Source organism: Nonomuraea sp. NPDC051191, assembly GCF_044455665.1.
Lineage (GTDB): Bacteria > Actinomycetota > Actinomycetes > Streptosporangiales > Streptosporangiaceae > Nonomuraea.
Genome location: NZ_JBITEZ010000006.1, coordinates 123,327 through 141,826, shown reverse-complemented (window position 1 = coordinate 141,826; position 18,500 = coordinate 123,327). Strand labels below are relative to the sequence as shown.

At 73.6% G+C, this 18,500-nt stretch carries 21 protein-coding genes; 8 read left to right on the top strand and 13 right to left on the bottom strand.

The window, feature by feature from the left end; translation table 11 throughout:
- Nucleotides 1–74: 74 nt before the first annotated feature.
- Nucleotides 75–1,127 carry a Glu/Leu/Phe/Val dehydrogenase dimerization domain-containing protein gene (locus ACIA8R_RS18680; RefSeq protein ID WP_357697111.1) on the top strand — a complete coding sequence of 351 codons (1,053 nt, stop codon included), beginning with the start codon at nt 75–77 and terminating at the stop codon, nt 1,125–1,127.
- 27 nt (nt 1,128–1,154) lie between these two features.
- On the opposite strand, the gene ACIA8R_RS18675 is transcribed toward ACIA8R_RS18680, so the two are convergent.
- From ACIA8R_RS18675 to ACIA8R_RS18655, 5 genes are all read right to left on the bottom strand, one after another.
- On the bottom strand, nt 1,155–1,943 hold the full coding sequence (locus ACIA8R_RS18675) for an alpha/beta fold hydrolase (RefSeq protein WP_397039406.1): 789 nt from the start codon (nt 1,941–1,943) through the stop codon (nt 1,155–1,157).
- Nucleotides 1,944–2,079: 136 nt separating this feature from the next.
- Nucleotides 2,080–2,736, bottom strand: a complete 657-nt coding sequence (locus ACIA8R_RS18670; protein WP_397039404.1) for a response regulator transcription factor — start codon at nt 2,734–2,736, stop codon at nt 2,080–2,082.
- Nucleotides 2,733–3,884 carry an ATP-binding protein gene (locus ACIA8R_RS18665; protein ID WP_364087588.1) on the bottom strand — a complete coding sequence of 384 codons (1,152 nt, stop codon included), beginning with the start codon at nt 3,882–3,884 and terminating at the stop codon, nt 2,733–2,735. Before ACIA8R_RS18665 ends, ACIA8R_RS18670 begins: the two co-directional genes overlap by 4 nt.
- 103 nt (nt 3,885–3,987) lie before the next feature.
- Complete coding sequence (locus tag ACIA8R_RS18660) at nt 3,988–4,809, bottom strand: SDR family NAD(P)-dependent oxidoreductase (RefSeq protein ID WP_364087586.1); 822 nt, start codon at nt 4,807–4,809, stop codon at nt 3,988–3,990.
- A 103-nt stretch (nt 4,810–4,912) separates the two neighbouring features.
- Nucleotides 4,913–5,389: an NUDIX hydrolase gene (locus tag ACIA8R_RS18655; RefSeq protein ID WP_397039402.1), complete on the bottom strand. Its 477-nt coding sequence runs from the start codon at nt 5,387–5,389 to the stop codon at nt 4,913–4,915.
- A gap of 209 nt (nt 5,390–5,598) precedes the next feature.
- On the opposite strand from ACIA8R_RS18655, the gene ACIA8R_RS18650 reads away from it, so the two are divergent.
- Nucleotides 5,599–6,504: a hypothetical protein gene (locus ACIA8R_RS18650; protein WP_397039400.1), complete on the top strand. Its 906-nt coding sequence runs from the start codon at nt 5,599–5,601 to the stop codon at nt 6,502–6,504.
- Nucleotides 6,505–6,585: 81 nt separating this feature from the next.
- Here the strand turns inward: ACIA8R_RS18650 and ACIA8R_RS18645 are convergent, their stop codons facing one another.
- The gene (locus tag ACIA8R_RS18645) at nt 6,586–7,536 is read right to left on the bottom strand and encodes a sulfotransferase family protein (protein WP_397039398.1); all 951 of its coding nucleotides are present in this window, start codon (nt 7,534–7,536) and stop codon (nt 6,586–6,588) included.
- A 218-nt stretch (nt 7,537–7,754) separates the two neighbouring features.
- Between ACIA8R_RS18645 and ACIA8R_RS18640 the strand changes: the two genes are divergently transcribed.
- Nucleotides 7,755–8,780, top strand: coding sequence for a hypothetical protein (locus ACIA8R_RS18640; RefSeq protein ID WP_397039396.1), 1,026 nt, complete (start codon nt 7,755–7,757; stop codon nt 8,778–8,780).
- 57 nt (nt 8,781–8,837) lie between these two features.
- On the opposite strand, the gene ACIA8R_RS18635 is transcribed toward ACIA8R_RS18640, so the two are convergent.
- Nucleotides 8,838–10,292, bottom strand: coding sequence for an MFS transporter (locus tag ACIA8R_RS18635; protein ID WP_397039395.1), 1,455 nt, complete (start codon nt 10,290–10,292; stop codon nt 8,838–8,840).
- Between the two features lie 98 nt (nt 10,293–10,390).
- On the opposite strand from ACIA8R_RS18635, the gene ACIA8R_RS18630 reads away from it, so the two are divergent.
- A complete protein-coding gene (locus tag ACIA8R_RS18630) occupies nt 10,391–10,810 on the top strand; it encodes a MarR family transcriptional regulator (protein ID WP_364087574.1) in 420 nt (139 codons plus the stop codon).
- A gap of 223 nt (nt 10,811–11,033) precedes the next feature.
- On the opposite strand, the gene ACIA8R_RS18625 is transcribed toward ACIA8R_RS18630, so the two are convergent.
- Nucleotides 11,034–11,210, bottom strand: a complete 177-nt coding sequence (locus ACIA8R_RS18625; RefSeq protein ID WP_189650423.1) for a hypothetical protein — start codon at nt 11,208–11,210, stop codon at nt 11,034–11,036.
- A gap of 114 nt (nt 11,211–11,324) precedes the next feature.
- Between ACIA8R_RS18625 and ACIA8R_RS18620 the strand changes: the two genes are divergently transcribed.
- A complete protein-coding gene (locus tag ACIA8R_RS18620) occupies nt 11,325–11,828 on the top strand; it encodes a MarR family winged helix-turn-helix transcriptional regulator (protein ID WP_397039393.1) in 504 nt (167 codons plus the stop codon).
- Nucleotides 11,829–11,901: 73 nt separating this feature from the next.
- The gene (locus tag ACIA8R_RS18615; RefSeq protein ID WP_364088063.1) at nt 11,902–12,897 is read left to right on the top strand and encodes a serine hydrolase domain-containing protein; all 996 of its coding nucleotides are present in this window, start codon (nt 11,902–11,904) and stop codon (nt 12,895–12,897) included.
- Between the two features lie 31 nt (nt 12,898–12,928).
- Here the strand turns inward: ACIA8R_RS18615 and ACIA8R_RS18610 are convergent, their stop codons facing one another.
- Genes ACIA8R_RS18610 through ACIA8R_RS18600 form a run of 3 tightly spaced genes read right to left on the bottom strand, consistent with a single transcriptional unit; the run spans nt 12,929 to nt 14,502 of the window.
- Entirely contained in the window at nt 12,929–13,765 is an 837-nt protein-coding gene (locus ACIA8R_RS18610; protein ID WP_357697136.1) for an SMP-30/gluconolactonase/LRE family protein, read from the bottom strand.
- Nucleotides 13,766–13,825: 60 nt separating this feature from the next.
- Nucleotides 13,826–14,290 (bottom strand): Clp protease N-terminal domain-containing protein, encoded by a 465-nt coding sequence (locus ACIA8R_RS18605; protein WP_397039391.1) that lies wholly within the window; start codon nt 14,288–14,290, stop codon nt 13,826–13,828.
- Nucleotides 14,287–14,502, bottom strand: coding sequence for a hypothetical protein (locus ACIA8R_RS18600; RefSeq protein WP_357697141.1), 216 nt, complete (start codon nt 14,500–14,502; stop codon nt 14,287–14,289). Before ACIA8R_RS18600 ends, ACIA8R_RS18605 begins: the two co-directional genes overlap by 4 nt.
- Nucleotides 14,503–14,601: 99 nt before the next feature.
- Between ACIA8R_RS18600 and ACIA8R_RS18595 the strand changes: the two genes are divergently transcribed.
- Both ACIA8R_RS18595 and ACIA8R_RS18590 read left to right on the top strand, forming a co-directional pair.
- Complete coding sequence (locus ACIA8R_RS18595; protein WP_397039390.1) at nt 14,602–15,699, top strand: enolase C-terminal domain-like protein; 1,098 nt, start codon at nt 14,602–14,604, stop codon at nt 15,697–15,699.
- Between the two features lie 18 nt (nt 15,700–15,717).
- Nucleotides 15,718–17,514, top strand: coding sequence for a glycoside hydrolase family 15 protein (locus ACIA8R_RS18590; protein WP_397039388.1), 1,797 nt, complete (start codon nt 15,718–15,720; stop codon nt 17,512–17,514).
- On the opposite strand, the gene ACIA8R_RS18585 is transcribed toward ACIA8R_RS18590, so the two are convergent.
- Both ACIA8R_RS18585 and ACIA8R_RS18580 read right to left on the bottom strand, forming a co-directional pair.
- Complete coding sequence (locus ACIA8R_RS18585) at nt 17,480–17,956, bottom strand: hypothetical protein (protein ID WP_357697146.1); 477 nt, start codon at nt 17,954–17,956, stop codon at nt 17,480–17,482. The two genes, ACIA8R_RS18590 and ACIA8R_RS18585, sit on opposite strands and share 35 nt — an antisense overlap.
- Nucleotides 17,957–18,129: 173 nt before the next feature.
- A complete protein-coding gene (locus tag ACIA8R_RS18580) occupies nt 18,130–18,459 on the bottom strand; it encodes a cupin domain-containing protein (protein ID WP_364087563.1) in 330 nt (109 codons plus the stop codon).
- Between the last annotated feature and the right edge of the window lie 41 nt (nt 18,460–18,500).

Here is an 18,500-nt window from a genome sequence, read left to right as displayed (position 1 = left end):
CCCGGCCGGACCGGCGGCCGGGCGGCGTCGAGTCCGGGCGGCGGGCCCGGTTCGCACGGACGCGGGGAGCGTGGATGAGGATCATGGAGCTCGTCTCGGTGGACGGCTGCATCGCCTTCGACCTGGACTGCCAGGTCAGCGCGGGTGGCACCCGGCTGGCGCCGGACGTCACCCGCGAGGAGGCGGGGCTGCTGGCGCGGGCGATGACGTACAAGCTGGCCGTGCTCGGCGAGCGGATCGGCGGGGCCAAGGCGGTGTTGCGGGCCTCGTCCGGCGACCGGGCGGGCACCGTGGCCCGTTTCTGCCGGGAGATCGCGCCGCTGGTGGAGAAGGGCGCCTTCCTCACCTCCTCGGACCTGGGCACGCGGACGCAGGACTTCGCGCCGCTGCCCGGGTACCGGACCGACTCGATCATGCACGGGCAGGTCGGCGGCGAGCTGGTGGACACCGTCGTGACGGGGCTGGGCGTGGTCGTCGCCGCCGAGACGGCGCTCGGCGGGCTGGCCGGGCGGACGGTGGCGGTGGAGGGCTTCGGCAAGGTGGGCAGCGCCGTGGTGCGGGAGGCCGCGCGGCGCGGTGCCCGCCTGGTGGCCCTGTCCACGCTGCACGGGTGCGTGCGCGACCCGGCCGGGCTGGACGTCGACGCCCTGGAGGAGCTGCGCGCCGGGCACGGGGACGCGTGCGTGACCCGGCTCGGCCTGCCCGTGCTGCCGCCGGAGGCGTTGTACGAGGTGGCCGCCGACGTGCTGGTGCCCGGGGCGCGCACGGGCGCCCTGTCGGCGCGGCGGGCGGCGGCGGTGCGGGCCGGCCTGGTCGCGCCCGCCGCGAACGTGCCCTACACCGGGGAGGGGCTGCGGACGCTGGGGGAGCGGGGCGTGGTGACGCTGGCGGACTTCGTCTGCGGCGCGGGCGCCACGATCGGTTACCTCGCCGAGCGGGCCGGGACGGTCGCCGACGCGGACGCCGCCCGTGCCCTGGTCGAGCGCCGCGTCGCCGAGCTCACCGCCACCGCTCTGGACCATCCGCAAGGCCCGTACGCCGGGGCGTGCGCGCTGGCCGAGGACTTCCTGGCGACCTGGCAGACCCCGCCCGGCCCGCCCCTGGCCCCCTCCCACCTCCCTCACTGACGTCGGACGGCCCGGCCCGAGCCCCCGTCAGCCGGCCTCTGCGGCCTGGCCGTCGAGAAACTCCTGGACGAGCGCCGCGAACTCCGCCGCCTGGTGCTCCAGCGGGATCACGCCGCCCTTCACCACGGCCCTGGTGCTGTGCGGAAGGGCGGCGGCCAGCCGTTCCAGCTCGGGGAAGGCGAAGGGGTCGTCGGTGGCGCCCACGACCAGCACGGGGCAGCGCACCAGCCCGACCCGGTCCTCCATCCGGTACGCGGCCACCGCCTCGTGCCCGCTCTCCACCTCCGGCAGCACGGTCAGCGCGTCGCGCACGAACCGGGTCAGCAGCGGCCACGGATAGTAGGGGGCCCGCCGGCTCCACAGCTCGCCCAGATGGGAGCCGTCGGCCTGTTCGCGCACGGCGTCGATGGAGGGACGGCCCGCACGACGCTGCCGCCCCTCGGGGTCGATCATCGGCGTGGACGACAACACCAGGGCGGTGACGCGTTCTGGGGCGCGCGCCGCCGTCTCGACCGCGATGACGCCGCCCGTGTGGTGCCCGGCCAGGGCGGCTCGTGGCAGGTCGAGGGCGTCCATCAGGGCCAGCACCCCGTCGGCGTAGGTCTCGATCGAGTGCTCGGGCGGGCGGGCGGAGTTGCCGAAGCCGAGCGTGTCCATGGCGACGGCCCGCCGGGTGCGGCCGAGCAGGGGGAGCACCTCGCGGTACTCGTCCCACGAGCGGGGGGTCTGGTGCAGCAGGAGCACCGGGTCGCCCGTGCCGCACGAGGCGTGGTGGATCTGGCCGAGCGGGGTGTCGGCGTAGCCGAATCTGATCATGGCGTCTCCTCCGGCCCCCTGACAGGGCGATCGCCGGCCGATCTCACGCCCTCACGATCGCAGACGGGACGCCGCCGCGCATCAGCCCGTGGTCTGACGTCGAGCCGGAGCATCCGGGACGCGCCGCACGACCCCGTCAGCCGATCCGGTAACCGACGCCCGGCCTGGTGGCGATCACCGGTGGATCGCCCAGTTTGCGGCGCAGACGGCCGACGGTGACGGTCACGGTGTTGGTGAACGGGTCGGCGTGCTCGTCCCAGACCTGTTCGAGCAGGGACTCGGTGCTCAGGAAGCCGGGCGAGACGCGCAGCAGCGCCGCCAGCACGGCGAACTCCTTGACCGACAGCTCCAGCAGGCGGCCGTCCCGGGTGACGGTGTGCCGCAGCGGGTCGAGCTCGATCCCGGCCGCGCGCAGCGTACGCGGCCGGGCGGCGGGACGGCGGCGTGCCAGCGCCCGTACCCGCAGGACCAGCTCGGGGAAGTGGAAGGGCTTGGCCAGATAGTCGTCGGCGCCCAGGGTCAGGCCGCTCACCCGGTCGCCGGGCGAGCCGGCCGCGGTCAGCATCAGGACCATGGGACGTTCGTCCTGGTCGGTCAGCATCTGGCAGAGCGTGTCGCCGTGGATGCCCGGCAGGTCGCGGTCGAGCAGCACCACGTCGTAGGGGTTGAGGTCGAGCTTGGCCGCCGCCTCCAGCCCGTCGTGGGCGACGTCCACGGCCATGCCCTGGTCGCGCAGGCCCTCGGCGAGCACGGCGGCCAGCGGCCGCGCGTCCTCCACCACCAGCACCCTCATGCCGGCAGCCGCACGGTGGCGCGCAGCCCGCCCTCGGGGCGGGCGGCCAGGTCGAGGCCGCCGCCGTGCGCCTGCGCGACGGCCGCGACGATCGACAGGCCGAGCCCCGAGCCGTCCCCCGATCCGGTACGGTCCGCGCCGAGCCGCTGGAACGGCCGCCCCAGCCGGGCCACCTGCGCCGGGTCCAGCAGGTCGCCGCCGGACTCCACGACCAGCCGCGCCCACCGGCCGTCGGCCGCGGCCGCGACCCTGATCCAGCCGCCGTCCCGGTTGTGCACGATCGCGTTGTCGATGAGGTTGTGCACCAGGCGGGTGACCAGCGCCACGCTTCCCACCGTCCGGACCCCGTCCTGGACGCCCTCGTCGTCCACGACGAGCCGCCGGGCCGCGAGGTCGGCGGCGCGGGCGTCGAGGGTCCGCGTCACCAGGTCGCCGAGCGCGATCGCGGCGGCGTCGGGCAGGCTGCCGTGCTGGGCGCGGGCCAGCGCGAGCAGGCCCTCCAGGAGCCGGTCGACCTGGTCGAGGTCGGTGCGCAGCCGGTCGGCCAGCGTCAACGTCTGCGCCGGTACGGGCTCCGGCTTGGCCACGGCCACGTCCAGCCGGGCCCGCATCGTGGCCAGCGGCGTGCGCAGTTCGTGCGAGGCGTCGGCGACGAACCGGCGTTGCGCGGCGAAGGCGCCCTCCAGCCGGGCGAGCAGCCCGTCGATGGTGTCGGCGAGATCCTTGACCTCGTCGGCCGGGCCCGGCACGGCCAGGCGCTCGTGCAGGTTGTCGGCGGAGATGCGGCGGGTGGCGGCGGTGATCGTCCGCAGCGGCCGCAGCACCCGGCCCGCCACCACCCGGCCGAGCACGATCGACACCACGGCCATGACGGCCAGCGCGAGCACCGACCCGGCCAGCAGCTGCCGCGACTGGGTCGCGTGCACGTCGGCGAGCTGGGCCTGGAGCAGGGCGACGTGCTCCTGGGCCTGGTCGAGGGCCGTCCCGCCGCCGGAGGGACCCGGCGCGGGCTCGGTCCGCGACATCGGCAGGCCGACGAGGTTGACCAGGACCAGCAGGGCCGCGCCGGAGGCCAGGAACAGCCCGCCGTACAGGACGGTGAAGCGCAGCCGTGCCGTGCGGGCGGGCAACCTGGGACGTGGCGGCATCTCTCTCCTTCCGGGGCCTCCAGGATGCCGTGCCTGACCTAACACCGGCATGACGGGGCAGGAAGTTCAGCTCTTGGCGCCGACGAAGAGGAGCGAGGAGTGGTCAGGCGGTCTCGACGAGGGCCTGGCTGCGGTCCCAGAGGCGGCGTGCCAGGTCGGCGTCGTCCGCCAGGCGGTGAACGGCCGAGGGGCGGCGCTTCTCGTAGTGACCGCCGGGGGTCCAGTCGGCGCCCGGCCGCGCGGTGGCCAGCCAGACCAGGGTGTCGGCGCCCTGCTCGGGCGTGAGCAGGAGCCGCTTCAGGGGCGTGTGGTAGAGCAGGCGCGCCGTGCTGTCGCCGCCGCCGGAGAAGTTGGTGGCCACCACGCCGGGGTGGAAGGAGGCCGCGGCCAGGCCGTCCGCGCCGTGGCGGCGCTGCAGCTCCCGGGTGAACAGGATGTTGGCCAGCTTGGAGTTGGCGTAGGCCCGGCTGCCCGAGTAGCGGCGGACGGCGTCGAGGTCGTCGAGGTCGAGACGGGCACGGGTGTTGACCAGGCTGGAGGTCGTGATGACCGTGCCGCCGGAGGCCAGCAAGCGGGGCAGCAGCGACGTGGTCAGCAGGAACGGCGCCAGATGGTTGACCTGGAAGGTCGCCTCGTGGCCGTCGGGCGTCGTGGTGCGTGAGCCCATGATGGCCCCGGCGTTGTTGACCAGCACGTCGATGGCCGGATGGCGGTCGAGCAGGGTGGCCGCCAGGGCGCGTACCTGCGACAGGCGCGCGAAGTCGGCCACGTGGTGGTCGGCCTCCAGCTCCTTGGCCAGCGCCTCGGTCTTGCCTGCCGAGCGGCCGACGACGACGACCTCGTCGCCCCGCTCCCGCAGGGCGCGTGCCGCGGCGCGGCCGATGCCGTCGCTCGCGCCGGTCAGGATGATGGTCTTTCCCGCCATGGGCCCGATCCTTCCGCATCCGCCCACCACCATAGATCGCTCGACGGCGCCCCCGCCACGCCACCGCCCGGTGCGTCGCCGAAGGGATCCGTCCGGCGCGGGGTCATGGACCGGTGGTGCGGAAGCGGGCGGCCGGCTCGTCGGTGAGGGCGGCGTCGAGGCGGGCGCGCATCTCGGCGGTCAGGTCCGGCAGGGCTCGCAACGGGAACCAGCGGGCCTCGCTGTTCTCGCCGTCCGCCGGGTACGGGTCGCCCGACCGCCAGGCGCAGCGGAACACCAGGTCGAGGTAGCGGGCCCGGTCGCCGTTGGGGTAGGTGACCTCGCGCGTGACGTCCACCAGGGCCAGCCGTTCCGCGACGGCCCGTACGCCGGTCTCCTCGGCGACCTCGCGCAACGCGGCGTCGGCCGGCTGCTCGCCCGGGTCGATGATGCCGGTGACTGGGGTCCAGGCGCCGGTGTCGGCACGGCGGACCAGCAGCACCTGGTCCTCGCGCAGCACGACCGCGGTCACCCCGGACAACCACAGCGGCTCGGTGCCGATCTTCTCGCGCAACGCGAGGACGAACTCAGGGGTTGGCATCCGCCCAGCATATTCGTCATTGATCACCCGAGCCCGGCCCCCGAGGAGACCCCGGTGGCGGGCGGGAGGGCTGAGAAGCCGGGGCCTTCCGGCGTGCCGGGCATGCGGCGGGACGCCATAACCCCATAAAGTCTATAGGTAATAAGGATAATCCCAAGGAGAGGTAAGCAGCCATGTCCGGCTCCACGTCCTGGCCTAGCCTCGGTTCCATGCCGATCGACGAGAACGCCCTGCTGCCCGATCCCGGCCGCGCCGTCGTGGCGGTCGAGCCGCCGGTCCCGGCGCACGGCCATTGGGCCGGGGCGCCGAGCGCCGTCGCCGCCGACGGCCTGATCTACCTCGCCTACCGCCTGCGCCGTCCGGTCGGCGAGGGCCGCGGGTACGCGGTCGTGGTCGCCCGCTCCGCCGACGGCGAACGTTTCGAGCCGCTGACGACGATCACCCGCGAGGAGATGCACGCCGAGTCGCTGGAACGGCCCGCCCTGGTCCGCACCCCCGAGGGGCGCTGGCGGCTGTACCTGAGCTGTGCCACGCCGGGCACCAAGCACTGGCGGGTGGAGGTCGTGGAGGCCGGCGACCCCGCCGCGTTCGACCCGCGCACCCGGACGACCGTGCTGCCCGGCGACCCCAAGACCGGGGTCAAGGACACCGTGATCGTGCGGCGCGGCGACGTGTGGCACCTGTGGGCCTCCTGCCACCCGCTGGCCGACCCCGACGAGGCCGACCAGATGGTGACCGACTACGCCACCAGCGCCGACGGCCTGGACTGGACCTGGCACGGCACCGCCCTGACCGGCCGCCCCGGCCTGTGGGACGCGCGCGGCGTCCGGATCAGCGCGGTGCGCTTCGACGGCGACCGGGTCGTGGCCTTCTACGACGGCCGGGCCAGCGCCGAGGAGAACTACGAGGAGCGCACCGGCGTCGCCGTGGGCGCCGACCCCGACGCGCTGACCGCCCTGGGCGACCGGCCCGCCGCGATGTCGCCGCACCACGGCGGGGGCCTGCGCTACCTCCACTTCGTCGACCTGCCCGACGGCCGCCTGCGCCTCTACTACGAGTACACCCGCGCCGACGGCGCCCACGACCTGCGCACGGAACTACGCCCGGCCCCCTGACCGCGACCCGCCCGGCCCCGGCCTCGGGCCGGGCCGGAGTCCGCCGACCCCGACCCTCTGGCCCCGGCCCCCGGCACCCGGTCAGTGGGCGCGGCCGTTTCTGGCCTGGCGCTGGCCGGGTGGCCGGCTGCCGACCAGGCCGCCCGAACGTTCCCGGGGCCGCAGCCAGTCGCTGAAGTCCTCGCCGGTGACCTGCTGGAGCAGCTCGACGTCCGCGGCGAAGTAGCGGATCAGCCGCTGCCGCTGCTCCCACTCCAGCGGCCGGCGGGCCCGGCCGCTGCGCTGGAGCAGCCGCTCCAGCGGCCCGGACAGGGGCGCGGGGAGGGTGCGGCGCAGGATGGACAGCAGCGCGTGCCGCGCGCCGGGGGCCGGGTGCGCGGTCACGTTCTCCCTGGGGACGCCGTCGAGCAGGCCCTGCCGTACGCCGAGGAAGCCGCAGATGCGGTCCAGGGTCTCGGCCGGCCGGTCCACGATGTCCCGGTAGCGGAAGATCAGCACCTGGTCGCGCGGGAACAGGGTGAACAGGTGGGCGAGCTGCCCGCCGTACCGGCCGAGGCCGGTGTAGTGCCAGAAGTGCGCCCATCCGGCCGCGACCCGGTCCGGCTCGGCCTCGCAGGCGCGGACCAGGTCGCCGATCGGCTCCAGGCCGGCCGACCACAGGTGGGTCCAGTTGGAGTGGGCGCGCTCGACCGGGTCGCGCAGGCTCACGATGAGCCGGACGTGCGGGATCGTCTCGCGGATGCGCCGCTGGGCGTCCAGGTCGTACAGGTAGAAGGGGGTGGACTCGCCGGCGAGCGTGCCGGGGGGAGCGGTGGCGAACAGCGCTTCGTAGTCCGCGCGCCGCCAGACGTGTTCCCGGTAGGTCTCGGCGTCGCCCGGTCCGCCCCGGCCGGGCGGTGGCCCGTCGGTGAGGAAGAACTTCGGCTCCTTGATGGGCGACAGGAACAGGTCGGGGTGCGGGTGCAGCGCGGTGTGCAGCGCCGTCGTCCCCGCTTTGGGCACTCCCGCGATCAGGAAATCAGGCAAGGGCACCGTTTTCCTCCCAGTGACGAGAACCGCTATTGCCTAACTTTCCTACCAACAGTGTCGGAAATTCAAGAGGTCGGAGCCGCTCCGCTCGTCCGATTGCCGTCTCCGTCTTCGACGCCCTCGGCCCGACCGCTAGGTTGATCATGATCCACCACAACGGCCGAACGACCAGCAGGGTGATGCACTTGCGTGAAAATCCACACATCAGCGGAACATCTGCCGTGAGCCGTCGCGCGCTCCTCAGGACCGGGGCGGGGATGGCGGCCGCCGCCGCGGGCGGCGGCCTGGCGCTCTTCGCGGCCGAACCGGCGTACGCGACCGTCCCGGCGTCGCAGCGTTTCGTCTTCGAGGGGGCCGGCGGCGACCCCGTCGTACGGGCCACACTCCACCAGCCCTACTGGGCGATGCAGTCCTTCGCCTTCGACCACGTCCACGGGCACATCTACTTCGTGCAGACCAAGGTCGGCAGCACGAACGGCGACCTCTGGGTGACCAGGACCGACCTGCACGGCAAGGTGCTGGGCGCCATGGCGCTGCACGGGTTCGATCACGGCTCGTCGATGGCGATCCAGCCGGACACCGCCGAATCCCCCTACATCTGGCTCGCGGGCGACTGGAGGAGCCTGTCCGCCGGCACGGCCCCGAACAGCCACACGATCTGCCGCGTCAAGTACAGGGACGGGGGCGCGCTCGGCTACAAGGACGCGGGGGTTCGGAACTTCCCGATCGGCCTCTCCGACTTCCGGGACTGTCCGAGGCCCTCGATCGATCCCTACACCAACCGGTTGCTCGTTCGGTACATGGGGACGACGAGCCCGTGGCGCCTGGCGCTGTTCGACCTTCCCGCCGTCATCGGCAAGGGCATCGGCGACACCACTCCCGTCCTCGCCAAGCGCGCTCTCCCGACCAACGCCGAGCTCGGCCTCTCCGAATCCGACCACTTCCAGGGCGTGACCTCGTACGGCCAGTACGTGTACCTCTCCTACGGCGGCCCGCCCGCCAAGCCCTCGGACCCTGCCAAGCCCTCCTATCTGGTCCGTCTCGACATGAACAAGGCCGGGGCTTCGGTGGAGGAGGTCTACCGGACGAGGGCGGGCGAGTCCCTGCCCGGTCGTGAGCCTCAGGGAATGGCGATCTGGCGATCGTCGGACGGGCCGCGTCTGGCGTTCGGCTTCTCCAGCAAGATCAGCGGCAGTCCCGACGAGTTCCGGGCGACCGTCTTCTACAAGAGCGACCTCACCGGCTGAGCCGTCCGAACCGCCGCGGCCCCGACAGCCGGCCGCGGCGACCGGCCCGTCCCGCCGTCAGCGGCGGGCGGGCGAGACGGGTGCGGCGGCCTCGTCCCCGGCCGCGTGGTCGCCGGGACGGGCGGGCAGTGCCATGGTGACGGCCGCCGCGGCCAGCGCCGCCCCGCAGCCGACCAGCATCCCGACGCGGAACCCGGCCTCCGACGGCAGCGTGTGCGCGCCCAGCCGGATCGTCATCTGTGACAGGATCACGCCGACGACCGCGGCCGAGACCGTCGTCCCGATCGAGCGCATCAGCGTGTTGAAGCTGTTGGCCGCGGCGGTCTCCGACCGGGGCACCGCGCCCATGATCAGGGCGGGCATCGCCCCGTAGGCCAGGCCGACGCCGAGGCTGCACACGCAGGTGACGACCAGCATGCCCCAGGCCGAGCCCAGCAGGGCCATCGAGGAGCCGTACCCGAGCGCCATGACCAGGCTTCCGGCGATCAGGGTGACCTTGGGGCCGCGGGCGGCCGACAGCCGCGCGCCGAGCGGCGAGACCGCCATCATCATCAGGCCGGAGGGGGCCATCCACAGCCCGGCGGCCAGCATCGACTGGCCCAGCCCGTAGCCGGTGGCCGCCGGGAGCTGGAGGATCTGCATGACGATCAGCGCCTGGGCGTACATCGAGAAGCCGACCACGATCGAGGCCAGGTTGGTCAGCAGCACCTGACGCCGGGCGGTCACCCGCAGGTCCACCAGCGGTTCCCGGACCCGCAGCTCCCACCGGCCCCACACCAGCAGGACCAGCACGGCCGCGCCGAGCAGCCCGAGCGTGGTGCCACCGGCCCAGCCCCAGTCGGCGCCCTTGGACACCCCCAGCAGCAGGCACACCAGCCCCGCGCCCAGGCCGAGCGCGCCCGGCACGTCGAGCCGCCCGGCCGCGCCCTCGCGGGGCAGCGGGGGAGTGGGCGGGACCAGCAGCCGGATCAGCACGGCGATCAGCACGCTCAGCACGGCCGAGCCCCAGAACAGCACCCGCCAGCTCGCGTACTCGGCGACCGCGGCCGAGACCGGCAGGCCCAGCGCCCCGCCGATGCCCATGGACGAGCTCATCAACGCGATCGAGGGGCCGAGCCGGTCGGGCGGCAGCAGATCGCGCAGCGCGCTGATGCCGAGCGGGATCAGGCCCATGCCCATGCCCTGTAACCCGCGGCCGACGATCATCGGCGTGAGCGACCCGGCCAGCGAGCAGATCACCGACCCCGCGATCAGCGGCGCCGTGCAGACGAGCATCATGCGGCGCTTGCCGTACAGGTCGCCGAGGCGTCCGGTGACCGGCGTGGTGACGGCGCCGGCCAGCAGGGTGGCGGTGATCACCCAGGAGGCGTCGGAGGCGGTGCTGTGCAGCAGCCGCGGCAGCTCGCCGACCAGCGGCACGACCAGGGTCTGCATGAGCGAGGCGACGATGCCGGCCACCGCCATCACGCTGACGATGCCGCCGGGGCGGGCGGTGGATGTGGAGCCCCCCACGTTGTTCTCCCGTCGTCGAAGGATGTGCACGCTACACATCATGTGTTACGTACACAATTCATGTAAGGTGCACATACCTCGCGAAAGGGGGGATTGGGATGGAAAAGCCCACACATCTCATCGAGTTCGAGACGATGCTGCTCGGCCGGCACCGGCACTACGACCGCAGTGCCCACCTCCTGCTCAGGCGGCTGCACAGCTCGGGCCCGATGTCCATCGGGCAGCTCAGCGAGGCCTTCGGCCTGGACGCCTCCACCCTCAACCGGCACACCTCCGCCCTCCTGCGCGCCGGCCTGGTCGAACGCATCCCCGACCCCGAGGGCGGCATCGCCCGCAAGTTCCGGCTCACGCCGGAGGGCGAGCAGAGCCTTGTCGAGGAGCGGGCGAAGAACGTGCGCGGGCTGGAGAAGGTGATGGCCGACTGGTCGCCGGAGGACGTCACCGCCTTCGCCGACTACCTCCGGCGCTTCAACACCGACATCGAACGCCTGGCCGGCCGCCCCTGGCCCCGTTCCTGACCCGGTCGCCCCGCCGGGGCCCGGGACGCGCGAGGGCCCCCGCCGGGACGGGCGGGGGCCCTCAACGCGTGCGTACCGGTGTGCGTGTCGCCTCTCGGCGAAGGGCACAACGCGGCTCCAGCCGAACGGTAGTCCGCGAAGGCGATAGGTGAGGCCCGGGGACACTGGGCACACCGGCCACGATGGATGTAACGGCACCCGCTTCCGGGATGTTCCCGGCAGATCAGGCGAAGTGCATGACGATGGCCAGGCCGACGAGGTGCGTGACCACCACCACGACGAGCAGCGTGACGAACACGAACTTGGCCGGGCCGTGCTCGAAGTGCTTGCCCTCCTTCAACGGAGGCAGCTTGGCCTGGCGCTCGGCGATGCGCTCCTCCAGGGGCTTGCGGTGAAACATGAGGCGTCCCTCTTTCGGCGGCCCGGCCACGGGTACGATTTGTGTGGCATCGATTTGCAGGCTATTAGTTTGTACACAAAGTAAGTTACCAGACGGCATCGGAGGCGGACACGCATGGAGCCTGTGACAGAGGCGACAGACCTGCTGGCGCTCGACCGGCAGGTGTGCTTCGCGCTCAGCATCGCCTCGCGCAGCGTGATCGGACTCTACCGGCCGCTCCTGCAGCCCTTCGGGCTCACCCATCCGCAGTACCTGGTGATGCTGGCGCTCTGGCAGCACGAGCCGCTGTCGGTCAAGGAGCTGGGCGAGCTGCTGCAGCTCGACCCCGGCACGCTGTCCCCGCTGCTCAAGCGGCTGGAGGCGCTGGGCTACGTCCACCGCGAGCGCAACAGCAAGGACGAGCGCGCCCTGGCCGTCACCCTGACGCCCGCCGGCCGGCAGCTCAGGGCCGAGGCGGAGAAGATCCCGCCGGCCATCGTCGCCCGGCTCGGCATGGACCTCGACGAGCTCCAGGACCTGCACGCCGCGCTGATGCGGCTGATCGCCTCCGCCGCCGCGACGCCTGACCCTCTGCGGCCTCCAGGGCCTTCCGTGCCCGCGACAAGCAACCGTGGTTGACTGTCTGCCGAATAGTCAACTACGGTTGCTCGCGTTCGCCGATCCCCTTCCTGTCGCTGGAGGCAACGTGTCCATGATTCACGCCGATCGTCCGAGGCTGCGGCGGGTGATCGACCGGCTGGTGGCCGACGACCGCGGCCCCGGCATCGTGGTCGAGGTCCGGAACGGCCACGAGCCGCCGTGGTCGAGCGCCGCGGGCGTGGCCGACCTGGAGACCGGCCGCCCCCGCAGGCCCGGGGAGCACTTCCGCATCGGCAGCTTCACCAAGGCGTTCGTCGGGACGGTCGTGCTCGGCCTGGCGGCCGACGGCGAACTGGACCTGGACGCCCCGGTGACCACCTGGCTGCCCGGCGTCGTCGAGCAGTACTTCCCCGACGCCGACGCCGGCCGCATCACCCCGCGGCTGCTGCTCAACCACACCAGCGGCCTGCCGGACGCGATCCCCGGCCAGGAGACCCCGCCCGCGGAGGAGCCCGGCGGGCGGTTCGTCTACTCCAAGGTCAACTACAACCTCGCCGGGATGATCGTCGAGGCGGTGTCCGGTTCGACGCTCGCCGCGGAGATCGACCGCCGCGTCGCCGGCCCGCTGGGGCTGACCGGGACGTACCTGCCCGGAGCCGGCGAGGGGCTGCGCGACCCGCACGCCCGCCACTACTCCGGCCAGGACGAGACGGGCCAGGACGTCGGCCGCCACGACGTGACCGACGCCGACCTGTCCTGGGCCTGGGCCGCCGGCGGCATGGTCTCGACCACGGCCGACCTGCACCGCTTCCTGTCCGCCCTGCTGGGCGGGCACCTCCTCCCGCCGGCGCAGCAGGAGGAGATGTTCACCACCGTGTCCACCGAAGGCGCCGGCTGGGTGCCCGACGCCCGCTACGGGCTCGGCGTCTACTCCCAGCGCTTTCCGTCAGGGGTCACGCTCTGGGGCGGCGGCGGGTTCATCCAGGGGTCGATGACGTACGCGATGGGCGACCGCCGGGGCACGCACACGCTGACCGCCAACGTGAACGGCGACTGGGGCGACTTCCTGGGGACCTGCGCCGACCTGTTCCAGGCCGAGTTCCATTGACCGGCCGGCGCGGCCCCGCCGGGGAACCGGCTCAGACGAGCCCCGGGACGGTCACCGAGGCGGTCCGGACCTCGCCCGTGCGGCCGGCGAACATCTCCGCCATCCGCTCGACGCCCGGGAACACCGCGACCGTCATGAACAGCGTCCGGCCGTCCGGGCCGCCGAGGGCGCCGGCGAAGCAGGCCCGGTCGAGGTCGATCCGGTCGGTCACCTCGCCGCCCTCGCGCACCCGTACGCAGGCGGCCCCGTCCTCGTCGTCCACCTGGGTCCAGATCGCGCCCTCGGCGTCCACGCAGATGCCGTCGCCGCCGACGGGGGCCCACACCCGGCGGCCGGACAGGCCGCCGTCCGCGCCGATGTCGAACGCCGTCAGCCGCCGCGTCCAGGACTCGGCGACGACCAGCGTGGAGCCGTCCGGGGTCACCGCCATCCCGTTGGGGAAGTGCAGGTCCTCGGCGACCACCCGGGTCTCGCCGTCCGGGCCGACCAGGGCGATCACGCCGGGCGCGAAGTCCTCCCGGCCGAAGGCGAAGCCGACGCAGTTCACGTAGACGCGGCCGCGGCCGTCCACGACGACCTCGTTCGGCCCGGCCGGCAGCTTGCCCAGGTCGGCGTGGACGGCCGTCGTCCCGTCGGGGTCCAGGCGCAGCAGCTCGCGCTCGCCGGTCACCAGCAGGCGGCCGTCGGGCAGCCAGGCGAGGCAGAAACCGGCAGGTTTCGGGCCGCGGGCGATCACCTCGCGGTCGCCGTCCGGGGTGACGGCGAGGATCTCCTGCTCTCCCCAGTGGGAGAACCACAGCCTGCCCTCGTGCCAGCGCGGCGACTCGGCCACGCACAGTCCGGTCACCAGTGTCTTCGTCTCGATCATGTCGTCATGCCTCCTTTGCCCCCTACACGAACGGCGGGGGGCCGGATCGACATCACCGGGTCACAGAAGTTCGCGGGCGCGGTCGGCCAGCGCGGCGCGGTCGACGCCCGCCAGGGCCAGCGCCCGCGGCACCGTGCCCACCTCGGCCTGAAGGACGCCGAGCAGTACGTGAATCGGCCGCAGGTCCTTCTTGCGATGCGTGGAGGCCAGCCGCTCAAGCGCCAGCTTGACCGACGCCCCCACCTGCGGACGGCGTTCGGGATCGGGCGTCGAACGCAGGTCGAAGGCGGCCGCCGACACCCCCGCCGCCGCGAGGCTGTGCTCGAACTCCCGGCGCAGCGCCGCCCGCACCCCCGCCTGGTCGAGCCCGGCGGCGGCCAGGATCGCCCGCGCCCCGGTGTCCTCCGGCGCCGCCATGGCCAGCAGCAGGTGGTGGGCCTCGATCGTGGCCGAGCTCTCCGCCCGCGCCTCGGCCTGCCCCCGCATCAGCACCTCGTGCAGGTAGGTGTCGAACGCGCCGCTCACGCCCGCCTCCTCAGCTCGACCCCGGCCGCGATGAGCCGCTTGGCGTGCTTCTTGTGGACCGCCTGGCGGGTGATGCCCAGCGCCTCGGCCACCTGCGGCCAGCTCCAGCCCGCCCGCATCGCCTGCTCGACGGCGGCGTCCTCCAGCTGGTCGGCCAGGCGGCGCAGCGCGACCACGGCCGCGAGCGCGTCCGCGGGCTCCTTGACTGACATTCCAGCCACCCTAGGCGTCCGTCGCGGGATCAGGCAATCCAGGTTGCCTAAAGGGGGCGAGGCGTCATGCGGGATCCACCGGGTAGGGCCAGGGGTGTCATGAGCACGATCGAGAACGTGGGGGCCGCCGCCTACCGCGTCCCCACCGACCGGCCCGAGGCCGACGGGACGCTGGCCTGGCGGTCCACCACCATGGTCGTCGTCACCCTGACGGCGGCGGGCCTCACCGGCACCGGCTGGACGTACGCCCCCGCCGCCGCGGTCGCGGTCGTCACCGAGATCCTGGCCGGCGTCCTGACCGGCGCGGACGCCGCCGACATCCCCGCCCTGCACGGCGAGATGGTCCGGCAGGTGCGCAACGCGGGCCGTCCCGGCGTCGCCGGCTACGCCGTCTCGGCCGCCGACGTGGCGCTGTGGGACCTCAAGGCGCGGCTGCTCGGCCTGCCGCTGACCCGCCTGTTCGGCGCCGCCGGGCCCGAGGTCCCCCTGTACGGCTCGGGCGGCTTCACCACCTACGACGACGAGGCCACCACGGCCCAGCTCGCGCACTGGGTCCACGAGCAGGGCATCGGCCGCGTCAAGATCAAGATCGGCGAGTCGTCCGGCACCCGCCCCGACCGCGACCTGCACCGCGTGGCCCTGGCCCGCCGCGTCATCGGCGACCGGGCCGAGCTGTACGTCGACGCCAACGGCGGCTACACCGCCAAACAGGCGATCCGCCTGGCCGGCCGCATGCGCGAGCACGACGTGACCTGGTTCGAGGAGCCCGTCTCCTCCGACGACCTGCCGGGCCTGCGCCTCGTACGCGAGCGGGCCGTCCCCGACGTCACCGCCGGCGAGTACGGCTGCGACCCCGCCTACTTCACCCGCATGTGCCAGGCCCAGGCCGTCGACTGCCTGCAGATCGACGCCACCCGCTGCGGCGGCTACACCGGCTGGTTCGCCGCCGCCGCGATCGCCGCCGGCCACAACCTCCAGGTGTCCGCCCACTGCGCGCCCAACCTGCACCTCCCGGCCGCCGCGAGCACCGCCAACCTGCGCCACGTCGAATGGTTCCACGACCACCAGCGCATCGAGTCCGAGCTGTTCGACGGCGCCGCCGACCCCTCCGGCGGCCTGGCCCGCCCCCGGCCCGACGCCCCCGGCCACGGCCTCGAACTGCGCGCCGCCGCCGCCGAACCCCACCGCGTGGCCTGACGGAAGGAGCGGGCGCCGATGCGGATCGAGGACTACGCCCTGATCGGCGACATGCACACCGCCGCGCTCGTCGGCCGCGACGGCTCGATCGACTGGCTGTGCCTGCCCCGCTTCGACTCGCCCGCCTGCTTCGCCGCGCTGCTCGACGGCCCGCGCGCCGGACGCTGGCTGCTGGCCCCCGCCGGCGGCGGCCGGGCCACCTCGCGCGGCTACCGCCAGGGCACCCTCATCCTGGAGACCACCTGGGACGGCCCCGACGGCAGCGTCCGGGTGGTGGACTTCATGCCGCCCCGGGGCGAGGCCCCCGACGTCGTGCGGATCGTCGAGGGTGTGCGCGGCAGCGTCGAGATGACCATGGAACTGGTGCTGCGCTTCGACTACGGCAACGACATCCCCTGGCTGCGGTACGAGCCCGGCGTCCTGGCCGCGGTCGCCGGCGGCGACGCCACCTGGCTGCGCACCCCCGTCGAGCTGTGCCCGGACGACGACGAGCACCGCACCACCGCCTCGTTCACCGTCGGGGAGGGGCAGCGGGTGCCGTTCGCGCTGACCTGGCAGCAGTCGTGGCTGCCGCGCCCCGAGCCGGTCGACCCGCCCGAGGCCCTGGCCGACACCGAGCGGCTGTGGCGTGAGTGGGCCCGCCGCTGCGGCTACCGCGGCGACTACGACGAGGCCGTCCGCACGAGCCTGCTCACCCTCAAGGCCCTCACCTACGCCCCCACCGGCGGGCTCGTCGCCGCCGCCACCACCTCGCTGCCCGAACAACTGGGCGGCCCGCGCAACTGGGACTACCGCTACTGCTGGTTGCGCGACGCCAGCTTCACCCTCCAGGCCATGATGACCGCGGGCTACGACGCCGAGGCGCGCGCCTGGCGCGAATGGCTGCTGCGGGCCGTGGCCGGGCACCCCGCCGACCTGCAGATCATGTACACCGTCGAGGGCGGCAGGCGCATCCCCGAGTGGACCGCGGACTGGCTGTCGGGCTACGAGGGGTCCGAGCCCGTACGCGTCGGCAACGCCGCCTCCGGCCAGCTCCAGCTCGACGTCTACGGCGAGACCCTCGACTGCCTGCACCTGGCCCGCCGGTCCGGCCTGGCGATCGACGACCAGGCCTGGGACCTCCAGACCACCCTGATGAACTACCTCGAAGGCATCTGGGACCAGCCCGACAACGGGCTGTGGGAGACCCGGGGGCCGCGCCGCCAGTTCGTGCACTCCAAGGTGCTGGCCTGGGTCGCGGCCGACCGCATGATCCAGGCCGTCGAGGCGTTCGGCCGCGACGGCCCCGCCGGGCGCTGGCGCGACCTGCGCGAACGCATCCACCACGACGTCTGCGCCCACGGCTACGACGCCGAACGCAACACCTTCACCCAGTACTACGGCTCGACCGCCCTGGACGCCGCCCTGCTCCTCATCCCGCGCCTCGGCTTCCTGCCCCCGGACGACCCGCGCGTCGTCGGCACCGTGGACGCGGTCGCCCGAGAGCTCGTGCACGACGGGCTGGTCCTGCGCTACCGGTCCGCGGCCGGGGACGTCGACGGCCTGCCCGGCGGCGAGGGCACCTTCCTGGCCTGCTCGTTCTGGCTGGCCGACGCCCTGGCCGCGACCGGCCGCCGGCGCCACGCCGTCGAGCTGTTCGAACGGCTGCTCAGCCTGCGCAACGACGTCGGCCTGCTGTCGGAGGAGTACGACACCGTCAACGACCGGCAGGTCGGCAACTTCCCGCAGGCCTTCAGCCACGTGTCGGTGATCAACACCGCGACGGTGCTGTCGGGCCGGTTCAGGCCTGGGCGCCCTCGGCATCAAGCCGGGTGAACGTGGCGCCCTGAAGGACGGCGCGGGCGCCGAGCACGTGCCCGTCGCACATCCTGGTCACCGTCCCGGCCTGGTCGGTCACCTTCCACCGGACCAGCTCCTGGCAGGGCCTGCCGAGCCGGTCCTGCGGCCAGGTGCGGTGGCAGACGCGGCACTCGGTGATGTTCGCCCGGTAGGACAGGGTGTTGCCGTGTTCGGGGCAGACGCCCCACGGCATGCCGCAGACCTGCTCGCGCTGGGCACGGAGCCTGGCCAGGTCGCCCGCCGACCGTTGCAGGTCCTCCCCGCCCCGGTCCAGCCAGTCGGCGGCGTGCCGCGCCGCCCTGAGCTGGTCCCCCTCGGGAGATCCGGCGGGCTCGGCGTCACACAGGGAGCGGACCTCGGCGGCGAGGTCCTGGGCGCGGCGCGCGAGGTCGCGCAGCTGGGCGGGGGTGACAGTCATGAGGGCTCTCATCTCGTCAGGGCCGGGCGGCAACGGTTACACGCACGGGGACGGCCGCTCGCGCCGCTCCCGTCCTCCAGTCTCGTCAGCCTTCCGCCCGCGTGGCGCGGTCGCGGCCCACGAGTTCGCGCCTCCGGGGACGGACCGTCCTCTCCGTCCGTCGCCCGCGGGGGCTAGGACTCCGGGACGCCGCTGTAGGCGGGGCCGAAGAACACCAGCGTCACCAGGTCCTCGGTGACGTCGTGGAAGCGGTGCTCCTCGCGGGCCGGGACGAACAGCGTGGTGCCGGGGCCGACCTCGACCGTGACGCCGCCCGAGGTGAAGGAGGCGCGCCCGCCGGTGACGACGTAGATCTCGTCCTCGGCGTGCGGCGACTGGCCGTCGGTCGCGCCGGCCGGGATGGAGTAGGTGCCGAAGCTGAGCGCGGGCACGCTCAGGTGTTCGGCGAAGTGGGCGGAACCGTCCGGGGCGGGCGCGAACCGGCCGCTGTCGATGATCTCCATGGCCCGTGATCCTCTCATGTCGCCGCGTGCCCGGACTCGCG

Excerpts from the sequence above, each read along its gene's own strand:
- ACIA8R_RS18680 (WP_357697111.1), top strand. The coding sequence starts at position 75 with ATGAGGATCATGGAGCTCGTCTCGGTGGACGGCTGCATCGCCTTCGAC.
- ACIA8R_RS18675 (WP_397039406.1), bottom strand. The coding sequence starts at position 1,943 with ATGATCAGATTCGGCTACGCCGACACCCCGCTCGGCCAGATCCACCAC.
- ACIA8R_RS18670 (WP_397039404.1), bottom strand. The coding sequence starts at position 2,736 with ATGAGGGTGCTGGTGGTGGAGGACGCGCGGCCGCTGGCCGCCGTGCTC.
- ACIA8R_RS18665 (WP_364087588.1), bottom strand. The coding sequence starts at position 3,884 with ATGCCGCCACGTCCCAGGTTGCCCGCCCGCACGGCACGGCTGCGCTTC.
- ACIA8R_RS18660 (WP_364087586.1), bottom strand. The coding sequence starts at position 4,809 with ATGGCGGGAAAGACCATCATCCTGACCGGCGCGAGCGACGGCATCGGC.
- ACIA8R_RS18655 (WP_397039402.1), bottom strand. The coding sequence starts at position 5,389 with ATGCCAACCCCTGAGTTCGTCCTCGCGTTGCGCGAGAAGATCGGCACC.
- ACIA8R_RS18650 (WP_397039400.1), top strand. The coding sequence starts at position 5,599 with ATGCCGATCGACGAGAACGCCCTGCTGCCCGATCCCGGCCGCGCCGTC.
- ACIA8R_RS18630 (WP_364087574.1), top strand. The coding sequence starts at position 10,391 with ATGGAAAAGCCCACACATCTCATCGAGTTCGAGACGATGCTGCTCGGC.
- ACIA8R_RS18625 (WP_189650423.1), bottom strand. The coding sequence starts at position 11,210 with ATGTTTCACCGCAAGCCCCTGGAGGAGCGCATCGCCGAGCGCCAGGCC.
- ACIA8R_RS18620 (WP_397039393.1), top strand. The coding sequence starts at position 11,325 with ATGGAGCCTGTGACAGAGGCGACAGACCTGCTGGCGCTCGACCGGCAG.
- ACIA8R_RS18615 (WP_364088063.1), top strand. The coding sequence starts at position 11,902 with ATGATTCACGCCGATCGTCCGAGGCTGCGGCGGGTGATCGACCGGCTG.
- ACIA8R_RS18610 (WP_357697136.1), bottom strand. The coding sequence starts at position 13,765 with ATGATCGAGACGAAGACACTGGTGACCGGACTGTGCGTGGCCGAGTCG.
- ACIA8R_RS18600 (WP_357697141.1), bottom strand. The coding sequence starts at position 14,502 with ATGTCAGTCAAGGAGCCCGCGGACGCGCTCGCGGCCGTGGTCGCGCTG.
- ACIA8R_RS18595 (WP_397039390.1), top strand. The coding sequence starts at position 14,602 with ATGAGCACGATCGAGAACGTGGGGGCCGCCGCCTACCGCGTCCCCACC.
- ACIA8R_RS18590 (WP_397039388.1), top strand. The coding sequence starts at position 15,718 with ATGCGGATCGAGGACTACGCCCTGATCGGCGACATGCACACCGCCGCG.
- ACIA8R_RS18585 (WP_357697146.1), bottom strand. The coding sequence starts at position 17,956 with ATGACTGTCACCCCCGCCCAGCTGCGCGACCTCGCGCGCCGCGCCCAG.
- ACIA8R_RS18580 (WP_364087563.1), bottom strand. The coding sequence starts at position 18,459 with ATGGAGATCATCGACAGCGGCCGGTTCGCGCCCGCCCCGGACGGTTCC.